At 50.7% G+C, this 17,234-nt stretch carries 13 protein-coding genes, 3 tRNA genes and 1 pseudogene; 11 read left to right on the forward strand and 6 right to left on the reverse strand.

Annotated features, from left to right (window positions below):
• Nucleotides 1–13 precede the first annotated feature (13 nt).
• From BUQ98_RS07305 to BUQ98_RS07315, 3 genes are all read left to right on the forward strand, one after another.
• Nucleotides 14–90 (forward strand) — tRNA-Met (locus tag BUQ98_RS07305).
• 54 nt (nucleotides 91–144) lie between these two features.
• A tRNA-Leu gene (locus BUQ98_RS07310) sits at nucleotides 145–231 on the forward strand.
• A 17-nt stretch (nucleotides 232–248) separates the two neighbouring features.
• Nucleotides 249–323, forward strand: a tRNA-Gln gene (locus BUQ98_RS07315).
• A 61-nt stretch (nucleotides 324–384) separates the two neighbouring features.
• Here BUQ98_RS07315 and BUQ98_RS07320 read toward each other — a convergent pair.
• Together BUQ98_RS07320 and BUQ98_RS07325 are read right to left on the reverse strand one after the other, a co-directional pair.
• Nucleotides 385–996 (reverse strand): HAD family hydrolase, encoded by a 612-nt coding sequence (locus BUQ98_RS07320; protein WP_074213166.1) that lies wholly within the window; start codon nucleotides 994–996, stop codon nucleotides 385–387.
• A 21-nt stretch (nucleotides 997–1,017) separates the two neighbouring features.
• Nucleotides 1,018–2,178 (reverse strand): 2-octaprenyl-3-methyl-6-methoxy-1,4-benzoquinol hydroxylase, encoded by a 1,161-nt coding sequence (locus tag BUQ98_RS07325; RefSeq protein WP_074213167.1) that lies wholly within the window; start codon nucleotides 2,176–2,178, stop codon nucleotides 1,018–1,020.
• A 282-nt stretch (nucleotides 2,179–2,460) separates the two neighbouring features.
• Here BUQ98_RS07325 and miaB point away from each other — a divergent pair, with 282 nt between their 5' ends.
• The 6 genes from miaB (at nucleotide 2,461) to BUQ98_RS07355 (ending at nucleotide 8,587) form a co-directional block, all read left to right on the forward strand.
• The gene (gene miaB / locus BUQ98_RS07330; protein ID WP_074213168.1) at nucleotides 2,461–3,885 is read left to right on the forward strand and encodes a tRNA (N6-isopentenyl adenosine(37)-C2)-methylthiotransferase MiaB; all 1,425 of its coding nucleotides are present in this window, start codon (nucleotides 2,461–2,463) and stop codon (nucleotides 3,883–3,885) included.
• 54 nt (nucleotides 3,886–3,939) lie between these two features.
• Nucleotides 3,940–5,025: a PhoH family protein gene (locus BUQ98_RS07335; protein ID WP_074213169.1), complete on the forward strand. Its 1,086-nt coding sequence runs from the start codon at nucleotides 3,940–3,942 to the stop codon at nucleotides 5,023–5,025.
• Nucleotides 5,022–5,492: an rRNA maturation RNase YbeY gene (ybeY, locus tag BUQ98_RS07340; RefSeq protein WP_074213170.1), complete on the forward strand. Its 471-nt coding sequence runs from the start codon at nucleotides 5,022–5,024 to the stop codon at nucleotides 5,490–5,492. The genes BUQ98_RS07335 and ybeY overlap by 4 nt, the downstream gene beginning before the upstream one ends.
• A gap of 18 nt (nucleotides 5,493–5,510) precedes the next feature.
• Nucleotides 5,511–6,383 carry a CNNM family magnesium/cobalt transport protein CorC gene (gene corC, locus BUQ98_RS07345; RefSeq protein ID WP_074213171.1) on the forward strand — a complete coding sequence of 291 codons (873 nt, stop codon included), beginning with the start codon at nucleotides 5,511–5,513 and terminating at the stop codon, nucleotides 6,381–6,383.
• On the forward strand, nucleotides 6,370–7,935 hold the full coding sequence (gene lnt / locus BUQ98_RS07350) for an apolipoprotein N-acyltransferase (RefSeq protein ID WP_074213172.1): 1,566 nt from the start codon (nucleotides 6,370–6,372) through the stop codon (nucleotides 7,933–7,935). Before corC ends, lnt begins: the two co-directional genes overlap by 14 nt.
• 73 nt (nucleotides 7,936–8,008) lie before the next feature.
• Nucleotides 8,009–8,587: a lipid-binding SYLF domain-containing protein gene (locus BUQ98_RS07355; protein WP_074213173.1), complete on the forward strand. Its 579-nt coding sequence runs from the start codon at nucleotides 8,009–8,011 to the stop codon at nucleotides 8,585–8,587.
• Between the two features lie 88 nt (nucleotides 8,588–8,675).
• Here the strand turns inward: BUQ98_RS07355 and BUQ98_RS07360 are convergent, their stop codons facing one another.
• The gene (locus BUQ98_RS07360) at nucleotides 8,676–9,857 is read right to left on the reverse strand and encodes a DUF2066 domain-containing protein (protein WP_074213174.1); all 1,182 of its coding nucleotides are present in this window, start codon (nucleotides 9,855–9,857) and stop codon (nucleotides 8,676–8,678) included.
• A gap of 325 nt (nucleotides 9,858–10,182) precedes the next feature.
• Between BUQ98_RS07360 and BUQ98_RS07365 the strand changes: the two are divergent.
• A pseudogene (locus BUQ98_RS07365) lies at nucleotides 10,183–11,432 on the forward strand (uracil-xanthine permease family protein).
• Between the two features lie 97 nt (nucleotides 11,433–11,529).
• On the opposite strand, the gene gltX reads toward BUQ98_RS07365, so the two are convergent.
• The 3 genes from gltX to zipA form a co-directional block, all read right to left on the reverse strand.
• Nucleotides 11,530–12,954 carry a glutamate--tRNA ligase gene (gene gltX / locus BUQ98_RS07370; protein ID WP_074213175.1) on the reverse strand — a complete coding sequence of 475 codons (1,425 nt, stop codon included), beginning with the start codon at nucleotides 12,952–12,954 and terminating at the stop codon, nucleotides 11,530–11,532.
• A gap of 106 nt (nucleotides 12,955–13,060) precedes the next feature.
• The gene (ligA, locus tag BUQ98_RS07375) at nucleotides 13,061–15,070 is read right to left on the reverse strand and encodes an NAD-dependent DNA ligase LigA (protein WP_074213176.1); all 2,010 of its coding nucleotides are present in this window, start codon (nucleotides 15,068–15,070) and stop codon (nucleotides 13,061–13,063) included.
• Nucleotides 15,071–15,184: 114 nt separating this feature from the next.
• Nucleotides 15,185–16,135 (reverse strand): cell division protein ZipA, encoded by a 951-nt coding sequence (gene zipA / locus BUQ98_RS07380; protein ID WP_074213177.1) that lies wholly within the window; start codon nucleotides 16,133–16,135, stop codon nucleotides 15,185–15,187.
• 324 nt (nucleotides 16,136–16,459) lie between these two features.
• On the opposite strand from zipA, the gene cysZ reads away from it, so the two are divergent.
• The gene (gene cysZ, locus BUQ98_RS07385) at nucleotides 16,460–17,218 is read left to right on the forward strand and encodes a sulfate transporter CysZ (RefSeq protein WP_074213178.1); all 759 of its coding nucleotides are present in this window, start codon (nucleotides 16,460–16,462) and stop codon (nucleotides 17,216–17,218) included.
• Nucleotides 17,219–17,234: the final 16 nt, after the last annotated feature.

The following is a 17,234-nucleotide window of genomic DNA, read 5'->3' on the forward strand; positions in this document are numbered from 1 at the left end:
GGCCTTATAGCATGGCTACGTAGCTCAGTTGGTTAGAGCACATCACTCATAATGATGGGGTCACAGGTTCGAATCCCGTCGTAGCCACCATTTATTTTTGTAATTTGGCAGCGCTTTTTTTTATTGCCGAGTTACCCACCTTTTGCGGAGGTGGCGGAATTGGTAGACGCGCTAGCTTCAGGTGCTAGTGTCCGAAAGGACGTGAGGGTTCAAGTCCCTCTCTCCGCACCAAGTTAGGCAACGCCTACTGGGGTATCGCCAAGCGGTAAGGCAACGGGTTTTGATCTCGTCATTCCCAGGTTCGAATCCTGGTACCCCAGCCATATTAAAAAGCCCACATCATGTGGGCTTTTTTGCGTTTAGGATTCGTATTCGCTTAATCCGCTACACCACGATCCCCATCTTGGCCAGTTCTGCGCGACCTTGCTGTGCGTCGGTAAAGGGGATGCCCGCCATGCCTAGCGCTTTGGCACCCTCGACGTTCGCGACTCTGTCATCCAAAAACACGCAAGAAGCTGGGTCGAGGTGGTAATCATCCAACAAGCGGTGATAGATGGCGGGTTCGGGTTTTAAGCACCCTACTTCGGCCGATACAATGGCCCCATCAAACAGTGACCAAAACGCATAGCGCTGCTTTAAGAACGCCACGATTTCGCGCACATTATCGGTTAACGCATAAACACCGTATCCGGCCTGTTTGGCCGAACGAAGCAAATCAACACTGCCGTAAAGACAAATTTGGGTCTGTTTGATGTAATAAAACAGCGCCTCAAGCTGTGCGGGGCTAAGCGCCGTATCATCGGCAAAACACTGCTTGGCTTGCGCCTCGGTGAACATACCGCGATTCAGCGCTTGCCAGGTATCACTCTGGAAGATTTGATTAGCATAAGCGTGCGTATCCGCCGCTTCCCCCAAGGTTAAGCGGATAATTTCTTCTGGTGACCAACGCACGATCACATTGCCAATATCAAAAATAATATTCTGGTAGCCAGTCATTTAATCTCCTCGCCACGATGATTAGAGCCCAAGTGCATATTTCAACACGTGCTTTTTCACCGGCCCACTGTGTTCAGCCAGTTTAAACACCGCATTACGCGCCAGTTTTAAAGGCGTGACTCGGTTACTGAACGCGGCATAAAACACATCCATCCCTGTTTGCATCATCATGTTATCGGTGCGGCGTGCTTTTTCGTATGCCGCTAACGTTGACTCCGCTTGCCATTCTGCGCCCGCATCCGCACAAGATTCCAGCAATGCGGCGACGTCTTTAAAGCCTAAGTTCACACCTTGCCCTGCAAGCGGGTTAATGGTGTGGGCGGCATCACCAATTACCACGGCCCCATTGCGATGGTACTGCTGCGCATGGCGGCGCGTCAGTGGAAATGCGCCCCAATTGATGGGGGTGACGTCACCGACTTCCGGCGGGAAATGACTCACTATCTCAGCTTTAAGCTGGTCGGCATTGCATTGACGCAACTGTTGGATTCGAGCTGGACTGTCGTACCATACCAACGAGGCATTGTGGCCGCAAAGCGGCAATAGCGAGCGCGGCCCTGTAGGGAAAAACTGCTGCCAAGTAATGTCTTGTTGGGGCACAGCGGTTTCCACATGAATCAACATGCAATGCTGACGATAATCCCAACTGGTGAGGCCGATTTGCGCATAGTCTCGCACTTTCGAGTGGGCACCGTCGGCACCAATCAACCAGGGCGCTTCTAGTGTTTCACCACTGTCTAATTGGATTTGATGCAGATCGCCCGCCTGCGTCATATCGGTGATAGAAGCCGGTGAGACAAGGTGCAAATTGTCAAAGCGCGAAAATTGCTGCCACAGGCCGAGTTGAATCAAGCGGTTCTCGACCATATATCCTAATTGTGGTAAGTCGAGTTGGTCGGCACTGAAACACACTCGGCTGTCTTCGGCTTCCCAGGTTTCTAGTCGGCGATAGGGACAGACTCGCATCGCTTCAATGTCGGCCCACGCGCCTAAGTCTTGAAGCAAGCTGACAGACGCATGAGAAATTGCAGAAACCCGTAAATCCATCGGTTGTGACGCCTGGAAAGGAGCCGGTTCTTGGCGTTCTATCAATGCCACCTGCCGACCTTGGCGGGCAAGTCCTAATGCTGCAGCGGCACCGACCATGCCACCGCCAACGATAATAATTTCAAATTGCTTCATGACCGTCTCTTTGTGCCGTTAATGCAAGCATTCTACTGAAGGTAAACGAGAATTCGATATCAATCCGATCAAAGTGAGGTCAAATTCGCTTTTTCAATGCGCCTTTGTTTCGTCGGTTCAGGTGCTTAGCGTGATTAGCGTGATTTCTCCGGCCCTGCGATCTGGTCAGCGATATTGGAAAGCAGTACAATACGCGGCTTGCCAAACTGATTGATTGGTTAAAAACCACACAGTTTGAATGGGTAATGTCGACCATAAGATTAACAATGAGCGTGAAGTTACATGGCTAAGAAACTGCTGATCAAAACCTGGGGTTGCCAAATGAATGAGTATGACTCATCCAAAATGGCAGATCTGCTTAATTCTGCCGGTGGCTATGAGCTGACCGAACAACCAGAAGACGCAGATGTTCTCCTCCTTAATACCTGCTCGATTCGTGAAAAAGCACAAGAGAAGGTATTCCACCAACTTGGTCGTTGGAAGACACTCAAAGACAAGAACCCAGGGCTGGTGATCGGCGTGGGCGGTTGTGTGGCAACCCAAGAAGGCGATCACATCCGTGAGCGCGCGCCTTATGTGGACGTCATTTTTGGCCCCCAAACGCTGCATCGTCTGCCCGAGATGATCAAACAATCACGTGGCGATAGTGGGCCGGTGATGGATATTTCCTTCCCTGAGATTGAAAAGTTTGACCGTCTGCCAGAGCCGCGAGCCGAAGGGCCGACCGCGTTCGTCTCGATTATGGAAGGCTGCTCAAAATACTGTACCTTCTGCGTGGTCCCGTACACGCGTGGCGAAGAAGTCAGCCGCCCGCTGGATGACGTATTATTTGAAATTGCACAGCTTGCGGAACAAGGTGTGCGCGAAGTGAACCTGCTGGGTCAGAATGTGAATGCCTATCGCGGTGATACGCACGATGGCGACATCTGCAGTTTTGCTGATTTACTTCGCTATGTCGCAGCTATCGACGGGATTGATCGCATTCGCTACACCACCAGCCATCCGGTTGAGTTTACCGATGACATTATTGAGGTGTATCGTGATACCCCAGAGGTTGCAAGCTTCTTGCACCTGCCAGTACAAAGCGGCTCGGATCGGATCCTAACGATGATGAAACGTCCGCACACGGCGATCGAATACAAATCAAAGATCCGAAAATTGCGTCAGGTACGCCCAGACATCACCATCAGCTCAGACTTTATTGTCGGCTTCCCGGGTGAAACCGAACAAGACTTTGAAGCAACCATGAAGCTGATTAAAGATATCGACTTTGATATGAGCTTTAGCTTCGTTTATTCCTCTCGCCCAGGGACGCCAGCGGCAGATATGCCTGACGACACCCCTGAGTCGCTGAAGAAAGAGCGCTTGTATCGTCTACAGCAACAAGTGAACAGCCAAGCGATGCGCTACTCGCGCTTGATGCTGGATACCGAACAACGCATTTTGGTTGAAGGCCCATCACGTAAGAATCTGATGGAGCTGCGTGGCCGTACTGAAAACAACCGAGTGGTCAACTTTGAAGGCTCGGTCGATTTGATCGGCCAATTTGTTGACGTCAAAATTACTGAAGTGATGCCAAACTCGCTACGCGGCGAACTGGTTCGTACCGAAAAAGATATGGACTTGCGTGTCGCCGTCTCGCCAACCGAAATCATGGCGAAGGCGCGCAACGAAAACGAGCTTGGTGTTGGTGTTTACACGCCATAACGCGTTCATCAATTCAACGGCGCCGGATAGCCGGCGCCGAAAGCGAGGATAATCTTGTCTAAAATCATCTCTCTTGACCTTAATTTAGAACCAGCCGATAACACCCGTCTTGCTAATTTATGTGGCCCGTTTGACGATAATATCAAACAACTTGAGCGCCGCTTAGGTGTTGAAATTAGTCATCGCCATAATGCGTTTACGGTAATGGGTAAGCCCCATACTGCTAATGCTGCGGTAGAGATCCTAAAACGTCTTTACGTAGATACGGCTCCCGTACGTGGTAGCTCTCCCGACGTTGAACCCGAAGCCATTCATTTGGCGATCAAGGAGTCGGGCGTGTTGGAGCAGAACACTGAGTCGAGCATTCCTTACGGTAAAGAAATCAACATTAAGACCAAAAAAGGGGTGATTAAACCGCGCACGCCCAACCAAGCGCAGTACATCGCTAATATGGTCAATCATGATATTACCTTTGGGATCGGCCCTGCGGGGACGGGTAAAACCTATCTTGCTGTCGCGGCTGCGGTCGATGCGCTAGAGCGTCAAGAGATCCGCCGTATCCTGCTAACTCGCCCAGCGGTTGAAGCCGGCGAAAAGTTAGGCTTTTTGCCCGGTGATTTAAGCCAAAAAGTCGATCCTTACTTACGCCCACTCTACGATGCTCTCTTTGAGATGCTGGGCTTTGAACGGGTTGAAAAATTGATCGACCGTAACGTGATCGAGGTGGCACCTCTGGCTTATATGCGTGGCCGAACCTTGAATGATGCCTTTATTATCTTGGATGAAAGTCAAAATACCACGGTCGAGCAGATGAAAATGTTCCTGACTCGGATTGGCTTTAATTCACGCGCAGTGATCACGGGTGACGTAACCCAAGTCGACTTACCGCGAAATGCCCGTTCAGGCCTTCGCCATGCGATCGAAGTACTATCTGACGTGAATGAAATCAGCTTCCATTTTTTCCAAGCTGACGACGTCGTACGCCATCATGTGGTCACTCGCATCGTCCAAGCCTACGACAAGTGGGAATCAGAAGACGCTAGGGCACGTAAAGAAGCAGAGGCACGCCGTCGTGAAGCACGAGAGGCCCAGCAAATTGCAGCACAACCTGCCGTGCCAGGCTCACAGGAGCCGTCATGAGCTACTATGTCGATGTGCAAATTGCCTGTGAGAACGCGCAAGGCTTGCCCAGTGACGATCAGCTCCAAGCTTGGTTTGAACAGGCAATACACGCCGCGCGGCCCCAAGCCGAAATCACGATTCGTATCGTGGACGAAGGTGAGAGTCAGAGCCTAAATCGCGATTATCGTGGCAAAGATAAACCGACAAATGTGTTATCTTTTCCGTTCGATGCGCCCCCAGGGGTGGAAATAGATTTACTCGGTGATCTTGTCGTATGCCGCCAAGTTGTTGAGAAAGAAGCTCAACAGCAAGGTAAAGCGCTGATGGATCACTGGGCACATATGGTTGTCCATGGTAGCTTACACTTACTGGGTTACGACCATATTGAGGATGATGAAGCCGAGCAAATGGAAGCCTTGGAACGAGAAGTCCTGGCGACTATGGGGGTTAATGACCCTTATGCAAACGACTTCATCGAGCGTTAACTAACTGAATGAAACTGAATGAACGACGATAATTCGCAAAACGCAGACGGTCCGAGTAGGAAGACCTTCTTCGAGCGGCTGAGCCAGTTTTTCCAAGCTGATCCAAAAGACAGGCAAGAGCTGGTGGACGTGTTTCGAGACTCAGAGCAAAACGCGCTGATCGACCACGATACACGGGACATGCTGGAAGGTGTGATGCAAATCTCTGACATGCGTGTGAGAGAGATCATGATACCCCGCTCGCAGATGGTAATCGTTGAACGATCGCAGTCTTTGGAAGCGATCATTAATATTATTATTGATGCCCAACACTCTCGTTATCCTGTGATCAGTGATGACAAAGATCATGTTGAAGGTATTTTGCTTGCGAAAGATTTATTACGCTACCTGCGCCCTGATGCCGAAAATTTTGACATCGAAAAGGTCTTACGCCCTGTCGTGGTGGTGCCGGAAAGTAAGCGGGTTGACCGCCTACTGAAGGAATTCCAAGAAGAGCGCTACCATATGGCGATCGTCATTGATGAATTCGGTGGGGTCTCTGGTGTTGTCACCATTGAAGATATTCTCGAAGAAATTGTGGGCGAGATCGAAGACGAGTATGACGATGAGGAAGAGCAAGAAATTCGCCAGCTCAGTCGCCATACCTTCTCGATGAAAGCACTCACCACCCTAGAGGACTTTAACGAGCATTTTGGCGCCCAGTTCCAAGATGACGTTGTCGATACCATAGGAGGTTTGGTGATGACCAGCTTTGGCCATCTCCCTGATCGCGGTGAAGAAGTCGATATTGGTGACTTTCACTTTAAAGTGACGTCGGCCGATAGTCGTCGTATCATTCAGCTACAAGTCACCATCCCAGACAGTAGCGAATCGAACAGTGAAAACGCCTAACCTTTTACGCCAAAGTGGGCAGTCATTACTGGCTGCCGCTTTTGGTGCTACCGCCACCCTCGCCTTTTCCCCTTTCTCTTATTGGCCATTCATGTTGGTCGCCTTATGGGGCTTATTTATTTTGCTGCAAACAGCATCGCCCAAGCGCAGTGCTTGGCTAGGCTTTTGCTGGGGGCTGGGCCAATTTGCCACTGGGGTGGGTTGGGTTTACGTCAGTATTGATCACTTTGGTGGGATGCCTGCTATCGCAGGGCTATCTTTGATGGCACTGCTTATCGTCTATTTATCACTTTACCCCGCTCTATTTAGCGGGTTGATCAATAAACTGCCCATCACGCAACGGAGTATAAAATGGCTGATACTTGCGCCTGCGTTGTGGCTGGTCATCGATTGGCTCAGAGGCTGGCTCTTTACGGGGTTTCCATGGTTGTGGCCAGGTTATAGTCAGATCAATAGCCCCTTAGCGGGAATCGCTCCCATATTAGGTGTACAAGGTATCACGCTGGTATTGGTGTTGCTTGCCGGATTGGTCACCTTGATCACGCCACGCTGGGGGCCTTGGCAATCGCGTGCCCGCCTCATAGGCATCGGCGCTGTGATTAGCCTTTTCGCTGTAAGCTATGGGCTGGCATCAATCCAGTGGGCAACAAAAACGGATCAGCAGCAAACGGTATCGCTGATCCAAGGTAACGTCCCTCAAGCGCTAAAGTGGCGAGCCGACCAACGCTGGCCAACCTTAATGAAGTATCTGGATTTAACCCGCCAACATTGGGACAGTGACGTGGTCATATGGCCAGAAGCTGCCATTCCGGCATTAGAACGAGAACTGCCACGCTTTTTTTCTCAGTTAGATCAGGCAGGCAAGAATAACCAAACTACGGTGATCACGGGCGCACTCGATCAACGTGAGGATGGCACCTATTTTAATAATGTACTCGCGCTCGGCGCACAAACGCCACGTTATCACTATCCCGCACCGGCGCAGTACAGCAAACACCACTTACTGCCTTTTGGCGAGTTTGTGCCGTTTGAGTCGTTACTTCGTCCGTTAGCGCCGTTTTTTAATCTCCCCATGTCATCATTCTCTCCGGGGTCAGCCATTCAACCGGCTTTGCCCGCAAACGGCTGGGAATACATCACCGCTCTTTGCTATGAAATTGCTTTTCCTGCACAAATCCGAGCCAACCTCACGGCCGACAGCGACGCGATCATTACCCTTTCAAATGATGCCTGGTTTGGGCGCTCTATTGGGCCTTGGCAACACCTGGAAATTGCTCGCATGCGCGCGCTTGAGTTCGGCCTGCCGGTGATCCGAGCCACCAATAATGGGGTGACGGCTTTGATCGATGAACGCGGGCAGATTCAAGCATCACTGCCACAGTTTGACACTCAGGTCCTGACCACCCAGGTCACGAAGACACAAGGCATAACACCTTATCGCCAATGGGGAAGTGGGCCGCTTTGGATCTGGGTGATCATCAGCAGCCTGATCGGTGTTATTGCTTGGCGTCGCACTATGTGCCACCCGATAAAAATGCCTACACGTTCCTGACAATACCAAGAAGAAACTGACGTAGCCTGCTCCTGCTATTATTCATTTGATTAGACACATAAGGATATTAAGCATGACACGTTTTTCTTATCGTTGGTTTGCACTTGCTATCGTCGCACTGGCAGCGTTGAATGGCTGTGCTTCGAGTTCACAGCAAGATCAAATCCGCCAAGCGGATCTAGCACGAGAGCAGTTTTATCAATACCCTCAAACACAGCCCTTTTTCGATAATGCCTATGGCTATGCTGTCTTTCCATCAGTCGGAAAAGGGGGCTTCTGGGTAGGTGGCGCCTACGGTAAAGGCGTGATCTATCGCCAAGGGAATCCGGTTGGCGCTGCCGAACTTAAACAAGTGTCAGTGGGGTTAACCTTCGGCGGGCAAGCATTTAGCGAAATTGTCTTTTTTGAAGATAAAACTGCCTATGACCGTTTTATGAAAGGGCAAGTTGAACTGGGTGCTCAAGCGTCAGCGACCGCCTTAACCGAGGGTGCTTCCGCGCAAACCGGGACATCGGGCACCTCAGCATCAGCCAGTAATCGTCAATCGAAAGCCTACTACGTGAACGGGCTTACCGTGTTCACGCACGCTAAGGGAGGCTTGATGCTCGAAGCCGCATTAGCAGGCCAACAGTTTACGCCAGCCACTTGGTAACGGCCGGAATAAACGCGCTTTATGAAAAAGGCTAGCGTTGACGGCTAGCCTTTCATGATTGGAATAACATTTATAGGGACACCAACGCTTACTGCGAAGGTTGCCACACAAACCACAAACGTTTATCCATGGTGCGTTCCGAAGCAGACAAGGTTGCCATCCGATCGTTTTCGTTTGGCATTTGATTGACAGGCTCACTCCCCCCCTCAGAAACCGGCACCATGCTATCTTGCCCTTCACCGGAGACCCTAGGTTCGGTTGCGTTATTCATCCGCATTGCACGCTCTTGAGGTGCCATTAAACGTATTTCTCGGTTTGCTGTCAGCTCGTTGATCAGCGCTTGCTCTGACGCCGCTAATCGAGCATCAAAGACCAAGGTATCATCTTTAAGCTCACCCAGATGGACATTTTGCAACGCGTTAAGGCCCGCTAAAGTTTGCTCAAGAGCAACATAATCTTTGCCACTACTGACACCGGCTATCGCAATCACGATCGATGCACTCTCATCATGTTGATCAAGGAGCACTCCCGTCTGGTCCGCATAATAATCGGCGACCATATCAATCATCGCTTGCGCATCACGGGCCTGCCCACGCTCTTGGCTCATTGACATTTGGCTAGCATCCGGAAAAAACTGCCACCGTATCCCTTGCTCAGTGAGTTTACCAATCACAATGCCATCCGGCTGATAACGTTGACTGGCTTGTTCCACAGGCTGGATAAAGCCCCCCCATAAATCACTGCTAGAGATCGCCATGAGATCATCGAAATCCCCGACAGGAATGAAGACAGGTAGGCCTCGTGCTGCCGCTTTATTGCGCAACCGTTCAATGACTGGGTGATCACTTTGCTCCCAGATAATTTGCCGCTCACCTTCTCGAGCATCGACTAACCAAACCAGTACTGATGGCCGCGGGCTCCCCCACAGAGGTAAGCCTGCATCACGTAACACTTTACGGATCTGTTGGCTATCAAATCCGACTTCTAACGTCCGCTGAGCAGTCCCATCCGTTTGACCAGCGCTTTCGCCATATCCTAATTGAGTGATGAAGCTATCGACATCTTGCAGCGCTTGCTTGACTGCAGGGTTATCTGGCACCTCTCGCTGACCGGATACTTTGGTGAGCACCGCGTTCAAGCCCTGTTTTTTTGCCGCTTGCTGCGAGGTTTGCGCACCGTTATCCAACGGAATGCTGGCATGATAAAGGTTGTTTGCCATCGCGCCTGGTAACCATAAACAGGCAACTACGGCCAACACAAATCGATTCATAATCTTTCCACATGGATAAATGGGAGTACAGCGATCATAAGCTTACTTCTCCTCATTCAGCAATCCTCTCGCGCAAAAAAGATAAGATAATTGGCGTCGTGCTACGAACGCCATGTCATTGAGGCGATATCATTGAGATCGTCCTGTCCACTCAGTATCAACGACGTACCTCATTAGTCTATTCCTTTCGGTGTTCAAGCCCCCGCTCGTCACAATGAAATCCGTTACATCATTTATTTGCTAATGATCTCACATTTAAAAATATGACAGGAATCACAGAAACGCTTTGTGCTAGCATTGCGCGATTTTTTTTGGAGGTGAGATTATGATGCAAGTTTTACAAGGGGCACAAATGCTGTTCGTCGCATTTGGAGCCTTGGTGTTAGTGCCGCTGTTAACGGGGTTAGACCCGAACGTCGCACTCTTCGGGGCCGGGATCGGTACCCTTATTTTCCAAGTCATCACCCGCCGCTCTGTTCCCATTTTCCTCGCCTCTTCCTTTGCTTTTATTGCCCCTATTCTTTACGGCGTTAACAATTTTGGCATTCCAGCAACCATGGGCGGTCTAATGGCTGCTGGCGTTATCTATTTGATCATGGGGGCCATTATTCGCGTTAAAGGTGTCGATATTATTCACAAACTTTTGCCGCCTGTGGTGGTCGGTCCCGTGATTATGGTGATTGGTCTAGGCTTAGCCCCCACGGCCGTCAATATGGCACTCGGTAAAACAGGTGATGGCAGTGAGCAGTTAATTGCTGGCGATATCGCGATTTGGATCTCTCTGCTGTCACTGATGACGACGATTGCCGTGAGTGTATTTGCTAAGGGCTTTTTCAAGCTTGTTCCTATCATCGCAGGGATTGCGGTCGGTTATGTGGCTAGTCTCATTATGGGCATTGTGGATTTTTCCGAAGTGACCAGTGCCAGTTGGTTGATGATGCCCGCCTTTACCCTACCCGAGTTCAATATCAATGCCATCTTATTCATGATTCCTGTCGCCATCGCCCCGGCGGTTGAGCATGTTGGCGATATGCTGGCGATTTCAAATGTGACTCGAAAAGATTATCTGAAAAAGCCTGGTTTACACCGCACCATGGCCGGTGACGGTGCGGCAACCATTGCCGCGTCTTTGTTCGGCGCACCACCTAACACCACCTACAGTGAAGTGACGGGAGCTGTGATGTTGACCAAAGCGTTTAACCCGAAAATAATGACTTATGCTGCGCTCACTGCGATTGTATTGGCCTTTGTCGGTAAGCTTGGTGCAATGCTACTCACCATTCCTTTGCCTGTTATGGGGGGATCATGATCCTATTGTTTGGGTCTATCGCCACGGTGGGCCTAAATACCCTAATCCGCAATCAGGTCGACCTTCATGATTCACGTAACCTGGCGATTGTTGGCGTGACCTTGGTATTTGGTATTGGCGGTATGGCCTTTGGCATTGGCGACTTTAGCCTACAAGGAATTAGCTTATGTGGTGTGGTGGCGATTGTGCTTAACTTGATACTCCCTCGCCAAATGGGCGAAAACCATATTGTTGATAGTGCGCAAATGGAAGAAGAAAAGCACTAACCCCCTAACCTTCCCCCCATTAAAAAGGGCGCTGAAGATTCAGCGCCCTTGTCTTTATCGGTCAAACTGATTCGCCTAACCTTAAAGATAAATCGGTTTAGCTTTGCGCCGCGCGCGCTTCAACCAGCTTGATCGCTTGTTCGATGCGTGTAACCACTCGATCTTTACCAATCAGGTGCATCACAGCATCAACGGACGGGGATTGACCGCCACCGGTCACTGCCACACGTAATGGCATGCCCACTTTACCCATGCCAACGTCAAGATCAGCGCAGGTGTCTGCGATCGCGGCTTTAAGTGACTCAACGCTCCAATCATCTAGCGCTTCAATCTTGCCTTTTGCCACTTGCAACGGCTCTAAAGCAACAGGGCGAAGATGTTTTTTCGCAGCAGAGGCCTCAATCTCATCAAAATCTTGATAGAAGTAGCGGCTTTGCTCAGCCAGCTCAACCAAGGTATCACAGCGCTCACCCACTAGTTGGATCACATCGGTCAGTTCAGGGCCTGTGGTTGCATCAATACCCTTTTGATCCAAGTGCCATTGCAGGTGCTTCGCGACCTCTGCCGGATCACCATGCTTGATGTAATGGTTGTTCAACCAGTGCAGTTTTTCAGTGTTAAACGCTGACGCCGACTTGCTGATCGCACCCAGTGAGAAAAATTCAATCATCTCTTCCATCGAGAAGATCTCTTGGTCACCGTGCGACCAACCAAGACGAACAAGGTAGTTACGCAACGCTTGCGGCAAGAAGCCTTGATCACGGTACTGCATCACGCTGACCGCACCGTGGCGTTTAGACAGCTTGGCACCATCGTCGCCCAGAATCATCGAGCAATGGGCAAATTCAGGCACTGGCGCGCCCAGTGCTTCGTAGATATTAATCTGACGCGGAGTATTGTTAATGTGATCTTCGCCGCGTACCACTTGGGTGATCCCCATGTCCCAGTCATCCACTACTACGCAGAAGTTATAGGTTGGGCTGCCATCCGTTCGGCGAATGATCAGATCGTCAAGCTCGCTGTTGGCAATCTCAATACGGCCACGAATTTTGTCGTCAAACACCACCTTGCCATCTTTTGGATTACGAAAACGGATAACATGTGGGTCGTCAGACTTAGCATTGCTATTTGCCTCAATCACCTTCGGGTGATTCGCATCATAACGTGCTTTCAAGCCACTCGCTTTTTGCTCTTCGCGAATCGCGTCCAACAGGTCTTTGGGAGCGTAGCACTTGTAGGCTTTGTCTTCTGCCAGCAGTTGATCCACTAATTCATTGTAGCGATCAAAGCGCTTGGTTTGGTAGTACGGTCCTTCATCCCAGTCAAGGCCTAGCCATTTCATACCGGCTAAGATGGCATCAACCGCTTCTTGGGTTGAGCGTTCAATATCAGTATCTTCAATACGCAATACAAATTGACCGCCTTGGCTACGTGCTGCGAGCCAAGAATACAGTGCGGTACGGGCACCGCCCACGTGCAAAAAGCCGGTTGGGCTGGGGGCAAAGCGGGTTTTGATAGTCATTAGGATCCCTATCCCAGTGCTGAGAATGATGAGTAACGATTAGTTTACCAGTACAGGTAAATTCCACAATCAGGCCATGTACAGAGGCTGCACATGGCCATGTAAACTATTGGTTGATTAAGGCGATCATCGCGTCTTCGTCGAGGACTGTCACGCCCAGATCTTGTGCCTTGGTCAGTTTAGAGCCAGCGGCTTCACCGGCAACCAACATATCGGTTTTTGCCGAAACACTGCCAGTGACTTTCGCGCCTAGCGCCTGCAATGCGGCTTTCGCGTCGGTACGTGACATTTGTGACAGTGTTCCTGTCAATACCATGGTTTTGCCCGCCAAGGGCTGCGCGTTTTCGTCTGACGGTACACTCACCGCTGACCAATGAATGCCCGTGTTAAGCAGTGCATCTAAAACCGCTTGGTTATGCGGCTCGGCAAAGAAGCGGACAAGGTGACCCGCCACAACCGCCCCGACATCTGGCACTGCAATCAGAGCCTCTTCATCGGCCGCGCGCAGTGCGTCTAAGGTTTTAAAATGCAGGGCGAGGTTTTGCGCGGTTGCCTCACCCACCTCTCGGATCCCAAGCGCATAGATAAAGCGTGGCAAGGTCGTCGCTTTGGCTTTTTCCAATGCATCAACCAGGTTCTGTGCTGATTTCGGCCCCATACGGTCTAATTGGGTCACCCGCCCAGGGGTTAGAGTAAATAAATCAGCCGGGGTTTCGATGAGTTCTTTTTCAATTAATTGCTCGACAATTTTATCGCCCAAACCATCAATATCCATCGCTTTGCGTGAGGCAAAATGCTTGATCGCTTCTTTGCGCTGTGCCAAACAAATCAACCCGCCAGTGCAACGTGCCACCGCCTCACCCTCTATCCGAGTCACAGCCGAATCGCAGACCGGACACGAGGTGGGAAATTCAATCGGTTTAGCGTGCTCAGGACGTCGACTTTCCACCACGCCGACGACTTGCGGGATCACATCACCGGCGCGGCGGATCACGACCGTATCGCCTATGTGCACGCCTAAGCGTTCGATCTCATCGCCATTGTGCAAGGTCGCATTACTCACGGTCACCCCACCGACGAATACGGGTTCCAGTTTGGCAACAGGCGTGATCGCACCGGTGCGACCGACTTGAAACTCGACATCATTAAGGGCGGTGATTTCTTCTTGCGCCGGAAATTTATACGCAATCGCCCAGCGCGGTGCTCGAGCGACAAAGCCCAGCGTTTGTTGGCTGGCGATGCTGTCCACTTTGATCACCACCCCATCAATTTCATACGGCAGTTCATCACGGCGGGCGAGAATATCGTGATAGTACGCCTTAACGCCCTCGAGTCCAGCGACTTGCTTTACTTCAGGGCTCAGCGCAAGGCCCCATTTTTTAAGCCGATTTAAGCGTTCACTCTGCCCGTCTCCGAACGGTGTCGACATCACGCCCACCGCATAGGCATAAAAGCTCAGCGGCCGATTGGCGGCTACTTTTGAATCCAGTTGACGCAAGCTACCGGCGGCGGCGTTCCGTGGATTAGCAAAGGTTTTATCCCCGCGCTTCAACGCTGCGTCATTGAGCGCTTCAAAACCCGCTTTCGGCATAAACACTTCACCACGGATTTCAAGGCGTTCAGGCCAATCACCGGCTTGCAACGTTAGCGGCACATTGCGGATCGTTTTCACATTATGGGTAATATTTTCCCCGGTGGAGCCATCACCGCGCGTTGCGGCCTGCACCAATACACCGTTTTCATAAATCAGGCTGACTGCCAAACCATCGAGCTTCGGCTCACAGGTATAAGTGACGGATTCGGTGTTACCCAGTCTGTCTTTCACACGGCGTTCAAAATCAGCGAGATCATCATCACTGAACGCGTTACCCAGCGATAACATGGCCAGCTCATGCGTGACAGTTTCAAACGCACTTAGCGGCGCGCCACCCACCCGCTGGCTGGGTGAGTCTGCCGTCACCCATTCTGGGTGTTCAGCCTCAATGGCCAGTAACGTTTGCATTAAACGATCGTACTCTGAATCAGGCAGTTCAGGGCTATCTTCAACGTAATAACGGTAGGCGTGATAGTTAAGCTGATGCTTGATGTCATCAAGTTGTTGTTTGCTATAAGCCATGGTTTGGTTCGTCGTATCGGCAGAGTTGCGGGCAGTATATCTGTAAATGGCGAACAGCGGGAGCGATGTCCCACTGTCCGTTTAAGCAATCACCAATAACGCTGGGCGAGCGCGTTATGATGCGTTAAAAGCTTTGACGCGCTCTCGGTATTCGTCCAAGCGTGATGGCGTCATCATCGATCGCGCATCATCTAACACCAAACCACCGAGCTCATCCGCGATTTGCTGTGCGGTTTGCAACATCAGCTTAAAATTCTGTTCGGGTTCGCCATAGCAAGGCAACGTCATAAAAAAGCTGATCCCCGGCGTTTCAAAGCTTTCTGAGTGGCTCACATCAAATGTGCCCGGCTTCACCATATTGGCAACGCTGAACAGCACTTTGCCACTGCCAGATAAATCTGAATGGCGGTGATAAATCCCCATGTCGCCAAAACGCAGGCCGTATTGCTCTAAGGTTGGAATTAAATCCAAACCACTAAACACAGCATTATTATTTGCATGCACGTGCAGCACCAATACCTCGGTATCATCAGGCGTCTCTTCCTGCTCGGCCTCATGTTTTACCTGCTCTTGTGGCGCATCATGCAGGGTATTATCGGTGTGCGTTGAGGCATCAGGATCAGGCTGAGAAGAGGGGGCCGTATCCGTGAATGTCCCCCCGTTGGTACCATTGGACTCATTCGACGCGGTAACAGACTCTGAGGCGACAGCAGCGTCATCGTCAGTCGCAGACATTGAGGGGTAAAATGCCTCGTCAGTATCCGCCTCTGTTCGTACCTCTCCGGCGAACAAGGGATCGACGTCTGGCTTATCACCAAAGCTCACCGCGGGCTCCTGACGCGCAGGCTTTTCCTTCTCTCCCTTGGTGCTACTCACCACTCTCACTGCGCCAATACCATCTTGATCAAACCGTTGAGCGTCATTATCGTCATCCAGTTTCCCCAAGGGCTTTTCGCCAAATTTGGTTGTCTTTTCTTTCTTGTTTGTCCAGAGACCATGCAAAAGCAAAGCTGCAATCGCTAATGCTCCCAAAACAATCAGTACAAGGCGCAATTCCTGCATCATCGATTCTCAAATCTATCTATGTTCAGCGTTTTGATTAGCTTATGTCACAACGTCTACAGCTTTGCAAACGTTAGTGGGATCATAAGCGGGGCCCGTTGGCTGACGCAATGCGTTAATGGTCAACTTAGTTAACTGTATCAAAAGTTGGCGAGAATTTAACGAATAGAGACACATAAATCCGTAAACTTTCCCGTTATGGGGTCGTTGTCATCTCGGTGACTCCCCCTTTACTATAGCGCTAACCTTCCACTCGATATCAATCGCTTGAGCGCGGGTTGTTCTCGTGATCACTGTTCTTGCGATGATTTTTATCAAGGAGATACCATGACTAATGGTGTACGTCCTCGCCCTCAAAGTGGCGCTGGCTACCTGTTTCAGGGGTTTTCATTAATGATGGCTCCAGGCTTACGCCGATTTGTGATCATTCCAATCTTAGTGAATGTCCTTCTACTCGGCGGGGCATTTATTTACTTACTCTCGCAATTTAATGAATGGATCGACCATTGGATGGCCGCGCTTCCCGAGTGGTTATCTTGGCTATCCTTTATTCTTTGGCCGCTCCTTGTGATCGGTATCTTAGTGGTGTTTTCCTATCTATTCAGCACGCTTGCCAACTGGATAGCAGCGCCGTTTAACGGGCTATTAGCCGAGCACCTTGAAGCAAAGTTAACAGGCGCCCCAGCCCCCGACGATGGGATCGCAGGCCTTATCAAGGATGTGCCACGCGTCATGAAGCGTGAGTGGCAAAAGCTGATGTACTACATCCCTAAAGCACTCGGGTTGCTGTTGCTGCTTTGGATCCCCGCGATTGGCCAGACCTTAGGCCCTGTGTTGTGGTTTTTATTTAGTGCTTGGATGATGGCGATTCAGTATTGCGACTACCCGTTCGATAATCACAAAGTCGCGTTCCCAACCATGCGCGACACTCTCAAACAGCAACGAGGCACCTCCTTGAGTTTCGGCATGGTAGTCATGTTATTTACCATGACCCCCTTGTTAAATCTCATTGTCATGCCTGCAGCGGTATGTGGTGCAACGGCCATGTGGGTCGATCGCCATAAAGCATCGTTAGGGCGTCACTGATGCCTTTCCATGAATG

The sequence above is a fragment of the Salinivibrio sp. ES.052 genome (genome assembly GCF_900141775.1).
In the GTDB taxonomy this organism is placed as follows: Bacteria; Pseudomonadota; Gammaproteobacteria; order Enterobacterales; family Vibrionaceae; genus Salinivibrio.

What these genes read in the sequence shown, in the direction of transcription:
- BUQ98_RS07320 (WP_074213166.1), bottom strand. Translation starts at nt 996, where the DNA reads ATGACTGGCTACCAGAATATTATTTTTGATATTGGCAATGTGATCGTG.
- BUQ98_RS07325 (WP_074213167.1), bottom strand. Translation starts at nt 2,178, where the DNA reads ATGAAGCAATTTGAAATTATTATCGTTGGCGGTGGCATGGTCGGTGCC.
- miaB (WP_074213168.1), top strand. Translation starts at nt 2,461, where the DNA reads ATGGCTAAGAAACTGCTGATCAAAACCTGGGGTTGCCAAATGAATGAG.
- ybeY (WP_074213170.1), top strand. Translation starts at nt 5,022, where the DNA reads ATGAGCTACTATGTCGATGTGCAAATTGCCTGTGAGAACGCGCAAGGC.
- corC (WP_074213171.1), top strand. Translation starts at nt 5,511, where the DNA reads ATGAACGACGATAATTCGCAAAACGCAGACGGTCCGAGTAGGAAGACC.
- BUQ98_RS07355 (WP_074213173.1), top strand. Translation starts at nt 8,009, where the DNA reads ATGACACGTTTTTCTTATCGTTGGTTTGCACTTGCTATCGTCGCACTG.
- BUQ98_RS07360 (WP_074213174.1), bottom strand. Translation starts at nt 9,857, where the DNA reads ATGAATCGATTTGTGTTGGCCGTAGTTGCCTGTTTATGGTTACCAGGC.
- gltX (WP_074213175.1), bottom strand. Translation starts at nt 12,954, where the DNA reads ATGACTATCAAAACCCGCTTTGCCCCCAGCCCAACCGGCTTTTTGCAC.
- ligA (WP_074213176.1), bottom strand. Translation starts at nt 15,070, where the DNA reads ATGGCTTATAGCAAACAACAACTTGATGACATCAAGCATCAGCTTAAC.
- zipA (WP_074213177.1), bottom strand. Translation starts at nt 16,135, where the DNA reads ATGATGCAGGAATTGCGCCTTGTACTGATTGTTTTGGGAGCATTAGCG.
- cysZ (WP_074213178.1), top strand. Translation starts at nt 16,460, where the DNA reads ATGACTAATGGTGTACGTCCTCGCCCTCAAAGTGGCGCTGGCTACCTG.